Origin of the sequence: Vitreoscilla sp. C1 (assembly GCF_002951955.2) — a bacterium.
Taxonomy (GTDB): domain Bacteria; phylum Pseudomonadota; class Gammaproteobacteria; order Burkholderiales; family Neisseriaceae; genus Vitreoscilla; species Vitreoscilla stercoraria.
In genome coordinates this window covers 1,882,308-1,895,523 of the sequence record NZ_CP019644.2, presented here as the reverse complement: position 1 = coordinate 1,895,523, position 13,216 = coordinate 1,882,308, and the positions used below count along the sequence as shown (strand labels likewise).

The window sequence follows — 13,216 nt, the reverse complement described above, 5'->3', positions numbered from 1 at the left end:
GTCCTTTTACCGGCCGCTTTTAGAGGCCGATGGATGGGTTTGTTGGTCTGTGTCTGCTGCTTGGTCATAGGCTTCAACTATTTTTTGTACCAATGGATGACGTACCACATCTTCGCTGGTAAACGTGTGGAAATACAAACCATCGACTTGTGACAATTTATCCCGCGCATCGCGCAAACCTGATTTGATATGACGTGGTAAATCAATTTGGCTCAAGTCGCCTGTAATCACCGCTTTGGCACCAAAGCCAATGCGCGTTAAAAACATTTTCATTTGTTCAGGTGTGGTGTTTTGTGCCTCGTCTAAAATCACATAAGCGGAATTGAGTGTACGACCACGCATGTATGCCAATGGTGCGATTTCAATGAGACCTTTTTCTAATAATTTGCTCACACGGTCAAAACCCATCAATTCATATAAAGCATCGTATAAAGGGCGCAAATAAGGATCAACTTTTTGTGTCAAATCACCCGGTAAAAAACCTAATTTTTCGCCTGCTTCTACGGCAGGTCGTACCAACACAATGCGGTTGACCAAATGGCGTTCCATTGCATCGACAGCAGCGGCCACTGCCAAATAAGTTTTCCCCGTACCTGCAGGCCCTAAGCCAAAGACCACATCATGGTTGAGCAAAGCCTTGATATAGCCATTTTGGCGTGGTGTGCGACCGCTTAATTGGCCGCGACGGGTTTTGAAACTGTAAGGATTGGATTCGCGTTGCTCTTGTTGGCTGCGCTGGTTCTCAATCCATTGATTTGGAATCATTTCAGTTGTCGATTGGGCTTTGGCTGCAACAATGACCAGCTGGATATCACTGTCATTCAGGTCGCGTTGCTGTGCCAAAGACAGTAATTGTTGTAAACAAGAAACTGCCAATTCGGCAGCATCACCACGTACCAATAATTCATCTGCACCACGGCGAATTTCCACGTTCAAAGTTTTGCCTAAAATTTCAAAATGGGCATCCATTGCACCAGACAGGCGTTGTAATGTGATTTGGGTTTCGCCTGTAAGTGAAAACGTGGTTGACATGCTCATGGTGTATCCTTATTAGAATGAGAATTGATTTTACCACAGCAGGTATTGTCCTTGATGTTGCTTTGTATCTGAAGACGATGCAAGCACTTGATAAATCATGTGACAGTCTGCGTCTATTTGCTTAAAGTTACGTTTATTTGCCTGATGGTGAGGCATTTGCATGGTTTTGCAATGAAAAGCCGATGCTGAAGCTATTTTTGAGAAAGAATCATAGTAAAAATGAATAATAATTTGATGATGTTGGTTTTGGTTTGTTGCATTGGGTTGGTGAGTGCGTGCAGTAGTGAAAAAGCTTCTAATGAAACAACCACGGTCATCAAGCAATTATCGGTAGCTGATGTGGTACAAATCCAACCACAAAATTTTGAACAAACCATTGCTTTTACAGGATCGTTAAGGCCGTTGCAAGAAGCCATAGTCAGTGCTGAATCTGGTGGTACCGTAGCGAAGATGTTGGTCGCTGAAGGTGATGAGGTGCAAAAAGAGCAAGTGGTGGCAGTGATGGACAACCAAGCGGTCAGCCAAAATGTACAATCTTTGCAAGCACAAGTGGATAACAGCCGTGCCAATTTGGCTTTGTCGAATACCAAACTTAAGCAACAACAAGTGTTGTTTGAAAAAGGATTTGTTTCCAAATTGGCTTTGGAGCAAGCTCAAAACGAATATCAGGTGGCTTTGGGTAACCACAAAGTACAACAAGCGGAATTGGCTAAAATGAATAAAAATCAAGCCGATGCGAGTGTGAAAGCACCGATTACTGGCGTGGTGTATGAAAAATTGGTCAATGCAGGTGAATTGTTACCCGCTGGTGGACAAATTTTAAAATTGGCGCAAGTGAGTGTGTTGGAGATTGCTGCAACGGTTTCTTCTGAACAAGTGGCTTTTGTGCGTGTGGGGCAGGAGGTGTCTTTTTCAGTGGCTGTGGGTGCGCCAAGCCATACAGGCCGCATTGTACGAATCAACCCCGTAGCAGATGCAGCGACCCGCCAATTCACAGTTTTTATCCATGTTAATAATCCCGAAGGCGTCCTGAAAGTCGGTCAATTTGCACAAGGCAAAGTGGTATTGCAAAGCTTAGACAATGCTTTGGTCATTCCACAATTGGCTGTGCGCAATCTAGAGCAAGCACCATTTGTATATGTGGTTGAAAATGGTGTGTTGGCGCAAAAAAATATCAAAATTGTTTTACAAGATACGACCAGTGGATTATTGGCTATTGATGGTTTGTCTGCAGGTGCCAATGTATTGCGTACAGAGTTGCTGGGTGTGAAAGTGGGTGATGCGGTGGCGTTGCCAAAGGCGGGTAAATAATATGTGGTTGACCCGACTAAGTGTTAATAACCCTTATTTTGCAGCAGTGCTTGTGTTGGCAACTGTGGTGTTGGGTTTTTTCTCGATGTTCAAATTGCCAGTAGAGGCATTCCCTGATGTGCGTTTTCCAGTGGCGATGGTGTCAACTGTTTATGAAGGTGCTTCGCCTGAAGTGGTTGAAAGCGATGTGTCCAAACCGATTGAAGAGGCGCTCAATACTATCAATGGTGTGAAAAATATCCGTTCGTATTCATTTGAAGGCTCATCTGTGGTGATTGCCGAGTTTGAGTTGGATGTGGATACCGCTAAATCTTTACAGGACGTACGAGACAAAATTGGTACGGTTGGCGGTGGTTTTGACCGTGATATTGATACACCCGTGGTATCTGAATTCAATCCTATGGATGCCTCTATGCTCAATATTTCTTTGGGTACGCAATCGGTCAGCTTGCGTGAGTTGACCGATTGGACAGAAAACGTATTGAAAAAGCGTTTGCAAACGGTTGTTGGTGTCGGTGAAGTAGAAATTGTCGGTGGAACCACGCGTCAAATTTCGATTGCTTTGAAACCTGAAAAACTGCGCAGTCTGAATGTCAATGTGGCTGATGTCAGTCGAGCCATCAGTGCTGCCAATAGCGATTATCCATCTGGTACGGTCATGCAAAACGGTAATGAAATGGCGGTTCGTGTCAGTGGCAAAATCAAAGATCCGTTGCAATTTGCCAATATTGTGGTGGCTGAGCGTGGCGGCAGTTTGATTCGTGTCAGTGATGTGGCTGATGTCAGCGATGGCATTGCTGAGGCTTTGAGTATTGCTACTTTGAATGGTGAGCCTGCGGTGTCGCTGAACATTCGTGCCACGCGCGGTGCGAATGTGGTGGATGTGGCAGATGGCGTCAAAGCCATGCTGGATCAAGAAATGGTTCGTGGCCCTGCAAATTTGAAAGCTGTTTATACTTATGACCAATCTGAAGAGGTGCGCCGTTCGGTCAATGAAGTACGCGATACATTGATCGAAGGTGTGGTGTTGACGGTTTTAATTGTATTTTTATTTTTGGGCACTTGGCGTTCTACGGTGATTACAGGTTTGACTTTGCCTGTGTCTTTGATTGGGGCGATGTGGGCGATTTCATTGATGGGTTTTACCATCAATTTGATGACATTGATGGCATTGTCATTGGCAGTGGGTTTATTGATTGATGATGCAATTGTGGTGCGTGAAAACATTGTGCGTCATGTGCAAATGGGCAAAAGCCATTATCAAGCTGCTTTGGATGGCACTCAAGAAATTGGTTTGGCTGTTTTGGCGACCACTTTGTGTATTGTGGCAGTGTTTTTGCCGATTGGTTATATGGATGGCATCATTGGCAAGTTCTTCCATCAATTTGGTTTGACTGTGGCTGCTGCCATCGTCATTTCTACGGTGGTGTCTTTGAGTTTAGACCCCATGTTGTCAAGCATTTGGCATGACCCAAAAAATGTCAAGCGCAGTTGGTTAGGGCGTTTGGTCGATCGTTTTGATCGTTGGGTTGATGATGTGGCTGAGCGTTATACATCTTGGTTACGCTGGTGTTTGAAACATCCTATCAAGGTTTTGTCTGTGGTTGGTTTGATGATGATCGCCAGCTTTGGCTTAGTGGTGAGTGGCATGGTTGGTGGTGAATTCATGCCGCAACAAGACCGTGGCAAAATCAAAATTACTTTTAAAACGGCACCAGGCTCTAGCTTGGAATACACCATGTCTAAAACGACGGAAGTGCGAAATCTTATCAGCCGTTTGCCAGAGGTGCAGAGTGTGGCTGCGGATGTGGGTGCTGCAGGTTTTGGTAATGGTAAAACCAATAGCTCGCTTAGTGTGAATGTGGGTGATAAAAACGAGCGTGAACGTGACATTCATGAATTGATGCGTGTTATTCGTACGGATTTGGCACCTGTGGCAGGTATTGAAATCACGTCGATTGAAGCGATGGGTCAGGCAGGTCCTGGTGGCAAAGTCATTAATGTGGGTTTGCGCAGCAATAATAGTGACGATTTGATGTTGGCTGCCAAAGAGGTTCAGGCCGCTTTGAATAAAATCGCAGGGGTCACTGACATTGAAAACAGCGAAGCCGATGCCGATCCGTCTTTGAATATTGTCATTGATAGAGATGCTGCGTCAGCATTGGGAATCAATTTGGCTGTATTGGGCGATACCATGAAAATGATGTTTGCAGGTGAGCGTTCATCCAGTTGGGAAGCGTCTGATGGTAACAGTTACAACGTGCAATTGCGCATTCCTGAAGCAGCACGCAGCAGTGAGTTATTGCAGCAAATCACCATTCCCGCAACGGGCAGTGATGGGCAAACGCGCATGATCAGTTTGGATACCATCGCTTCTGTGCAAGAAGGTGTGAGCCCTCGTCAAATCAATCGTGTTAATTTGCAACGTGAAGTCAATTTCACTGCCAATATTGCAGATGGTTACAATCCTAGTGATATTTTCAGTCAAATCGATGCTTTGAAAATTGATTTGGATTTGCCAGACAGTGTCACATTTGTGCAAGAAGGCGCCAGTAAAGACATGCAAGAGTCTGGCATTTATGCATTGCAAGCTTTGGCTTTGGGCATTATTTTCATTTATTTGATTTTAGTCGCGCAATTCAGAAGTTTTACCCTGCCTGTAACCATCATGATGTCATTACCGTTAATCTTTATTGGTGTTTTTGTTGCCCTATGGGTAACAAATAATACATTGAACATGTTCTCTATCATTGGCATTGTGATGTTAATGGGTTTGGCTGCGAAAAATGGCATTTTGTTGGTTGATTTCATTAACCATGCGCGAGTGAATCAAGGTATGGAAAAGATGGATGCGATTGTGGAAGCGGGCAAGGTGCGTTTGCGTCCGATTGTCATGACCAGTTTGGCGATGATTTTTGGCATGTTGCCATTGGCTTTGGGTTCGGGTGATGGTTCAGAAACTCGCCAGCCTATGGCATTTGCCATTATTGGTGGCTTGATTACTTCTACTATTTTAACTTTGATTGTTGTACCGATTGTGTATGTTTATTTTGATCGTTTACGTGAACGGATGCATCGCTTGTTGGGTCGGAGATAAAGCATATTAATTAATATTTTGACGGAAGTTGTTTTAAGCCACACTGAAAATATTTATATAGAATATGTTGTTTTTATTGTCTTTTAAAACTAATTCTTACAATGTGGAAAATTGGTTTTAAAAGGGTATGTAATTGTTAATTTATTGCATTTTTTATCTTGATGTATTTAACTTCTTAATGAATTGAATGGTTTATGTAAAAAGTATCATTAATTAAGAACTTATATTGCTTTGCGAATCTCCAATAAAATGATTTTTTCTTAACATTATTTCAGGCAATGTTTTAAAAATAGATGTGGAAGGATAAAAAATGTTGAAAATCTCTGAATTACGGCAGCGTAAACAAGATTTAGAAACAAACGTCGCTCAATTGATACATGATTTTGAGAGTGAGACTGGTGTGAAAATTGATGGATTGATATCAGTTTTACATCTTAATAAAGAAGATATGAATGAAAAAATCAACAGCATTAAAGTGGAAATTCATCTAGATGTGTAAAAGACTTTTGGGGATAGGTTGAACCCTATTGAAGAAAGGTATTATTTGGATTTTCGATGATATATAGCTATAATTTTAATATATTATTTTAATAATTTATGTGTTTGATTGTATTAAATTTTTCTTTCTTGTGTCTTTGAGAAAGGATTTGTTACAGATTTTGATTTGTATCAATTATTTATATAGTCAATATGAATAATATGCAGTACGGTTAATATAATAAAGTAATTGTTATTTTTTAATTTATCGTTATTTATCATTTTGTTTTCGTTAGGAAAAGAACCATTATTACCAACTCAGATTTTTTAAATATGATTATTTTATATATTGAAATTTCATAAAAAATGGTGTTGATTCGTGGTTTTAATTTATGAAATATTTCAATTTCTCTCAAGAAAGGCAAATAGCTTAACCTATGGATACCGTGATTAGAAAAGTAAAGACTTTGATGCTTGCTAAGCCTCCTTATTCAGAAATTTACTCTGTTGGTTTTCAGAAAAATATGGCAACTGGCAAAGTAGCTCTGAAACCTTTACCCCAAGTATTAAGCCTAGGTAATACAGAAGTACCTGAGGTACGTTTGTTGGTCGCTCGTTTAGCGTTGCGTATGAAAAATTTAACAGACGGGTACTTAGTATATTCAGATGATGGGTTTGTAAAATACTATGCAGAATCATATTCATTTACTGCAATACATTTAGCTACATTTACCAATTTACCAGTGTATTGTGTTATGGGATCAGGCTCTGAAAATGCATAATCAAAGTTATAACCTTGATGATTTTTGAATATTACAAAGGTTAATGTTTATGCAAATAAATCTGAAAAGTGCTTTGCCGTGAGGAGCTATAGTCATTTCTGGTGTATGACGAACAAATGAAGAAGGCGTATCCTGTTGATTGATTTCCGACCAAAGATTTCAACCAACAAAAGGAATACGCCATGACTGATTCTAACCCAAATGCATTCGTACAACCACAGCAAACATTCAATGACCCATTGACCGATTTGCTGCGTCAGGGAGCCAGGGAGTTGATTGCCAAAGCAGTTGAAACCGAATTGCAGATTTTGCTGGAGCAACACTCACCCAAGAAACTTCCCGATGGTCGCCAAGCATTGGTCAGAAATGGTTATTTGCCGGAACGAACAGTGCAGACTGGCATTGGTGATGTACAGGTGAAAGTGCCGAAGGTACGAGATCGCAGTGGTGACGGTGTGTGTTTCAACAGTCAATTGTTGCCGCCTTATTTGAAACGTACCAAAAGCATCGAAGAATTGCTGCCATGGCTGTATTTGAAAGGCATTTCCACAGGTGACCACCAACAAGCTTTGGCGGCTGTATTGGGAGAGCAGGCCAAAGGCTTGTCAGCCAATACCATCAGTCGTTTGAAGCAACATTGGACGGACGAACATCGGCAATGGAGCCAGCGGGATTTAAAGGGCAAACGCTATGTGTATTGGTGGGCCGATGGCATTTACAGCAATGTGCGATTGGACGATAGACTGTGTTTGCTGGTCATCATTGGTGTGACTGATCAAGGACATAAAGAGTTGGTGGCGGTTGAAGATGGTTATCGGGAATCTGAAGTCAGTTGGTCAGAAGTGTTGATAGGCTTGCGTTTGAGGGGTTTGGAAACCAGTCCAAAATTGGCGGTCGGCGATGGTGCGTTGGGCTTTTGGAATGCCATGGCCAAGTCTTATCCAGACACCAAACATCAGCGCTGTTGGGTGCACAAAACGGCCAATGTGTTGGCAGCCGTACCCAAATCGGTACAAGGCAAATTGCGAGAGGCTTTGAAAGAAATTTGGATGGCCGAAACCAAAGAAAGTGCAGAACAAGCCTTCAAACAAACAGTGGCTCGCTTTGGTGACAAATACCCCAAAGCCATTAACAAACTGGTGAAGGATGAAGAAGAGTTATTGGCATTCTATGACTTTCCAAATGTGCATTGGACGCACATCCGCACCACCAACCCGATTGAATCCACGTTTGCTACCGTACGATTGCGTAGTAAGCGGGCTAAAAACTGCGGTTCCAGAGAAACCACTTTGGCGATGGTGTACAAATTATTGGAAACGGCCCAAAAGCGTTGGCGCCGGATTCAAGGATTCAACTTATTGACCTTGGTGGTCAACAACGTCATCTTCAAAGATGGCAAGCAGGAAGACGAGCAATCAACAGAGAAAGCGGCCTGAATGCCATACACCAGATTTGACAATAACTCTGCCGTGAGGCAAAGCACTTTTATTTTGTAGCCTCGAAAAATCCAAATATGCATGTTCAGTCTCTTGAAATTTTTAGTTGATGCCTTATTTAAGTTCTATCTTTGTCACAGCTCATATTTTCGAGGGAATTCATGAAAGAAACCTTAAGTTTTCAAACTGAAGTCAAACAATTATTGCAATTGATGATTCATTCTTTGTATTCCAATAAAGAGATTTTTTTGCGTGAATTGATTTCCAATGCTGCCGATGCGACGGACAAATTGCGTTTTGAATCTTTGAATCAAGCTGCTTTATTGGAAAATGATGGTGATTTGAAAATCACTGTGACTTGTGATGTCGAAGCCAAAACGATTACTGTCAGTGACAATGGTATCGGCATGAGTCGCGAAGAGGTGATTGAGAATTTGGGTACGATTGCCAAATCAGGTACCAAAGCCTTTTTTGAGCAATTGTCAGGGGATGCCAAAAAAGATGCCAATTTGATTGGTCAATTTGGCGTGGGTTTTTATTCTGCTTTCATCGTTGCTGATGAAGTGACAGTGGAAACCCGTCGTGCAGGTGCAGCAGCTCATGAAGCGGTGCGTTGGGTGAGTCGTGGTGATGGCGAGTTTTCGATTGAAGCGATTGAAAAAACAGAGCGTGGTACCAGCATTACTTTACACGTTAAAGAGGCCGAAGCCGAATTGCTCAGCGATTGGACTTTGCGCCGCATTGTAACCACGTATAGCGATCATATTTCCGTACCAATTTTGATGAAGCAAGCACCGCAATACGATGACGAAGGCAATATCATTCATGCGGAAGAGTTGGAAGCTGTGAACCAAGCCCAAGCTTTGTGGACGCGCAGCAAAAATGATATCAGCGACGAGCAATATCAAGAATTTTACAAACACATTTCACATGATTTTCAGGACGCTTTGGCATGGTCGCATTTCCGTGTTGAAGGCAAGCATGAATACACTGGCTTGATGTATGTGCCCAAAGCTGCGCCGTATGATTTGTATGAGCGCGAAGCCAAAGGTGGCGTAAAATTGTATGTCAAACGTGTGTTTATCATGGATGATGTACAAAAATTGATGCCGATGTATTTGCGTTTCATCAAAGGCGTGATTGATACCAGCGATTTGCCATTGAATGTCTCACGTGAAATTTTGCAGCAAAGCCGCGATTTGGATCAAATTCGTGCTGGTGCGGTGAAAAAAATCTTGGCGATGTTAGAAGATTTAGCGAAAAATCGAGCTGAAGATTACACCACCTTCTGGAACACGTTTGGTAGCGTATTCAAAGAGGGCATTGGTGAAGATGCTGCGAATAAAAATAAATTGGCAGGCTTGTGCCGTTTTGCATCGACTGCAGGTGGCGATGCCACGCAAAACGTGTCTTTGGCAGACTATATTGAACGCATGAAAGAAGGCCAAGACAAGATTTACTACATCACTGCTGAGACTTATGCGGCAGCGAAAAACAGCCCACATTTGGAAATTTACCTGAAAAAAGGCATTGAGGTTTTGTTGTTGACCGACCGTGTGGATGAGTGGGTGGTGGGTAGCTTGTTTGAGTTTGAAGGCAAGAAGTTGGCGAGCGTGTCTAAAGGCGAATTGGATTTGGGCGATTTGGCCAATGAAGCAGACAAAGCCGAACAAGAAAAAGCCCAAGAAGCTGCCAAAGATGTGGTGGCAACCATCAAAACCCATTTGGGTGACAAAGTGGCCGATGTTCGCGCCACCACGCGTTTGACTGAAAGCCCAGCGTGTTTGGTGGTGGGTGAATTTGATATGAGCCAAAACTTGCAGCGTATGTTGGCGCAAGCAGGTGCAGCAGACCAAATGCCAAGCGCGAAACCGACTTTGGAAATCAATGCAGAACATGTATTAGTGCAGCGTTTGGCCAATGAAGGCAATGGTGTGATTCAGGCGGAATTGTCACAATTGTTGTACGACCAAGCTTTGCTTGCTGAAGGTGGTAAATTGGAAGACCCAGCCAGCTTTGTTAAGCGTATGAACCAATTGCTGGTGGCTGCGCACGCTTCTTAAGATGAATGGGTTTTTAAGTAGGTGATGCAAAAGCGTCCTGTAAACATTTACAGGACGCTTTTTTGTATTACAGGACGCTTTAAGGCCTTGTTAAGTGTAAATCATTAAGCATATTAATCAAATGTGTTTCACTAACATTGCTCCAAACATTGTACAAACAGCCTTGTGTATTCAAATATACATATGCCAAATGACCCGGTCCAGTATCGCCTTCCAAGCCCCAGCCCGCACCGCTGCCATCATTCCAAACGTGGTATTGCGACCAACGACTTACATCCTCCAAACTGCCTGTGATGCCTGCGCCAGCAATGCCGTAAGCACTGCGTTTGTTGGGTAAATCGTAAGCAATGCCCCAACCGCCATGAAAAGAAGCAGGACGGATGCTGGCATTTTTGATGTGCGAGGGTGCAGTAGATGGTAAGACCAATGGCGCGCATGTGTTGCGATTTTCGGCTTTTTGCCATTGGGTTTGGTAGGTTTTTGGAATATGGTTTTTGGAAATTCTTTTTTGAGCAGGTGACACAGTGCTTAAAGCAGGATTTGCCCATGTCATTATCGGCAAGCTTAACAGCAATGTGAAACCCAATAAATGTTTTTTCATGACCAATCTCTTTTAAAAATCAGTTAATTGCCTATCATAAAGTAAAAGTGTGGATGTTGGTACTTGAAAATAAATGCCAAAGTCATTAAGGTGGTTTGATTAAAAAATGAATAATGGGTAAAGGAGCGAGTGATGGGGGAAATAGATGTTTTTGGCGAAGTAGAAAATGTGTATGCTGAATGTAAAATGGATTTGTCAGAACCTGTGCGTTTGCGCATTCATCGCAGCTTGAGTTGGCTTAGGCAAGCCGAGCGCAGCGAGGATTTGGATGTGCGTTTTATGTGTTTGTGGGTGGCTTTTAATGCCGCTTATGCACATGACGCACAAAATACGTTGCCTTCGGCAGATAAAATCGGTTTCAGAGATTTTTTGCTGAAAATTTGCAGTGTCAATAATGATGACATTTACCATTTGGTTTGGCAGACTTATTCAAGCAGCATTCGCAATTTATTGGATTCCAAATATGTGTTTCAGCCTTTTTGGAATCATCACAACGGTATAATCAGCGATGCAGTTTGGCAAGACGCTTTTAGCAAAGCACGCCGCCGCAGCCACGATGCTTTGCGAGACAAAGACACTTCGACGATTTTATTTGTGGTGTTTGAACGCTTGTATACTTTGCGCAATCAAGTGTTTCATGGTGGCTCGACTCATTTAAGCGGTGTCAATCGCGCGCAACTGAAAGATGCAGTGCGAATTTTGTCTGATATGTTGCCATTGTTTTTACAAATCATGATGAGCCATCCTAAAGAGGCTTTGTGGGGCAATCCGTATTATCCTAAAGTAGATTAATCACGATAAAAAAAACGATGCTTTGGCATCGTTTTTTATTTGTAACACTTATTTTTTTACAGGACGCTGGTGACTTTCAAACCATCGTAAGCGACAAATACATTTTCAGGACAGCGTGCTTGTAGCGCATGGTATTCTAAAGAATGGGTCATGTGGATTAAATAAGTTTGTTTGGCACCGATGCGTTTGGCAAAAGCAAACGATTGTTCTACGCTCAAATGGCTTGGATATGGTTTGTCCATTAAGCAATCTAAAAACAAATAATCCAAGCCTTGCAATTGCGCAATCACCTCATCGCTGATGTCGTTTAAATCGGTCAACCAAGCAATATTGCCAATGCGAAAAGCAGAAACCGTCCAGCGTCCATGTGGCACTTCAAATGCTTGCACAGGCAAACCGATAACGGTTTGAGCGTCCTGTAAACGGTGTGCTTTTAAAACAGGTTTGTCCCAAAATTTGATGGGTTGTAAAAACGCATAATCAAAACGGCTTTCGATATTTGACAAGGTATAACGATGACCGTAAATGGGAATGGCCGCTTGTTGTTTGTAACAAAAAGCGCGCAAATCATCCAAGCCGTTTAAATGGTCGGCATGAGGATGGGTGTATAAAACGGCATCGACACGGGGAATTTTTTCACGCAAAGCTTGGCTGCGAAAGTCAGTACCTGTGTCAATGATGATAGAGGCATCATCCGATTGTATCCATGCCGAGCAGCGGCTGCGTTTGTTTTGCGGTGCATTGCTTTGACAAGTGTCACAGTCACAATTAATCACAGGACAGCCGGAAGAGCTGCCACAGCCTAAAACAGTGAGTGTGATGCTAGTTGTCATATGAAAGCCTTGTCGATGCGAGGAACTTGGTCAAACAAGCGGTAGAAATTGTCACAAGAATATTGTTCTACTTCAGCAAAAGTTTCGCCACGCAATTGTGCTAAAAATTCTGCGGTGTGTTTGACGTAAGCAGGTTCATTGGTTTTGCCACGTTTGGGAACAGGTGCTAAAAATGGCGCGTCGGTTTCAACCAAAATGCGGTCTTGTGGGACAAATTTGGCCGCTTCTTGGATTTGTTGGGCATTTTTAAACGTCACAATGCCTGAAAATGAAATGTAAAATCCCAAATCCAACGCCCCGCGTGCAAAAGCCACATCTTCGGTAAAGCAATGAATCACGCCACCGTGGGCTTTTTCTGCACGCAAGACATCCAAAGTATCGTGACCTGCATCGCGTGTGTGAATGATCAAAGGCAGTTTGGTGGCATTGGCGGCCTGAATGTGGGCACGAAAGCGATCGTGTTGCCATGTCAAATCTCCTTTGCACCAATGGTAATCCAAGCCTGTTTCACCAATGCCGACCACTTTGGGCTGTGCTTGAGCGATAGCAATCATTTCTTCGGCTAAAAATTCGGCCGCATTTTCTTCATCAGGATGCACACCAACCGTACAAAAAATGTGTTCGTGTGCATCGGCCAAAGCTTGTACTTGGGTATAAGTGTCGCGGCTGACGCTGATAGCCAAAGCTTGGCGCACATCATTAGCTGCCATATTGTCCAAAACTTCTGGCAAGCGGTTCATCAAATCGGGGAAGTTTAAATGGCAATGTGAATCAATTAACATGGTT

Annotated in this window: 11 protein-coding genes; 7 read left to right on the top strand and 4 right to left on the bottom strand. The window is 42.8% G+C overall.

Going from position 1 to position 13,216, the window contains the following annotated elements:
- Positions 1-6 precede the first annotated feature (6 nt).
- Positions 7-1,038, bottom strand: coding sequence for a PhoH family protein (locus tag ADP71_RS09335; RefSeq protein WP_019957132.1), 1,032 nt, complete (start codon positions 1,036-1,038; stop codon positions 7-9).
- A gap of 219 nt (positions 1,039-1,257) precedes the next feature.
- Here ADP71_RS09335 and ADP71_RS09330 point away from each other — a divergent pair, with 219 nt between their 5' ends.
- The 6 genes from ADP71_RS09330 (at position 1,258) to htpG (ending at position 10,204) form a co-directional block, all read left to right on the top strand.
- On the top strand, positions 1,258-2,349 hold the full coding sequence (locus ADP71_RS09330) for an efflux RND transporter periplasmic adaptor subunit (protein WP_104932057.1): 1,092 nt from the start codon (positions 1,258-1,260) through the stop codon (positions 2,347-2,349).
- Between the two features lies 1 nt (position 2,350).
- Positions 2,351-5,446, top strand: a complete 3,096-nt coding sequence (locus ADP71_RS09325; RefSeq protein ID WP_019957134.1) for an efflux RND transporter permease subunit — start codon at positions 2,351-2,353, stop codon at positions 5,444-5,446.
- A 310-nt stretch (positions 5,447-5,756) separates the two neighbouring features.
- Positions 5,757-5,945 (top strand): hypothetical protein, encoded by a 189-nt coding sequence (locus ADP71_RS09320; RefSeq protein WP_019957135.1) that lies wholly within the window; start codon positions 5,757-5,759, stop codon positions 5,943-5,945.
- A 415-nt stretch (positions 5,946-6,360) separates the two neighbouring features.
- Positions 6,361-6,705, top strand: a complete 345-nt coding sequence (locus ADP71_RS09315; RefSeq protein ID WP_019957136.1) for a hypothetical protein — start codon at positions 6,361-6,363, stop codon at positions 6,703-6,705.
- 182 nt (positions 6,706-6,887) lie between these two features.
- A complete protein-coding gene (locus ADP71_RS09310; protein ID WP_104931213.1) occupies positions 6,888-8,141 on the top strand; it encodes an IS256 family transposase in 1,254 nt (417 codons plus the stop codon).
- A gap of 161 nt (positions 8,142-8,302) precedes the next feature.
- Entirely contained in the window at positions 8,303-10,204 is a 1,902-nt protein-coding gene (htpG, locus tag ADP71_RS09305; protein ID WP_019957137.1) for a molecular chaperone HtpG, read from the top strand.
- 79 nt (positions 10,205-10,283) lie between these two features.
- Here the strand turns inward: htpG and ADP71_RS09300 are convergent, their stop codons facing one another.
- The gene (locus ADP71_RS09300) at positions 10,284-10,805 is read right to left on the bottom strand and encodes a hypothetical protein (protein ID WP_104932055.1); all 522 of its coding nucleotides are present in this window, start codon (positions 10,803-10,805) and stop codon (positions 10,284-10,286) included.
- 132 nt (positions 10,806-10,937) lie between these two features.
- On the opposite strand from ADP71_RS09300, the gene ADP71_RS09295 reads away from it, so the two are divergent.
- Complete coding sequence (locus tag ADP71_RS09295) at positions 10,938-11,597, top strand: HEPN domain-containing protein (protein WP_019957139.1); 660 nt, start codon at positions 10,938-10,940, stop codon at positions 11,595-11,597.
- A gap of 56 nt (positions 11,598-11,653) precedes the next feature.
- Here the strand turns inward: ADP71_RS09295 and ADP71_RS09290 are convergent, their stop codons facing one another.
- The gene (locus tag ADP71_RS09290; RefSeq protein ID WP_019957140.1) at positions 11,654-12,430 is read right to left on the bottom strand and encodes an MBL fold metallo-hydrolase; all 777 of its coding nucleotides are present in this window, start codon (positions 12,428-12,430) and stop codon (positions 11,654-11,656) included.
- A complete protein-coding gene (locus ADP71_RS09285) occupies positions 12,427-13,212 on the bottom strand; it encodes a TatD family hydrolase (protein WP_026353359.1) in 786 nt (261 codons plus the stop codon). Before ADP71_RS09285 ends, ADP71_RS09290 begins: the two co-directional genes overlap by 4 nt.
- Between the last annotated feature and the right edge of the window lie 4 nt (positions 13,213-13,216).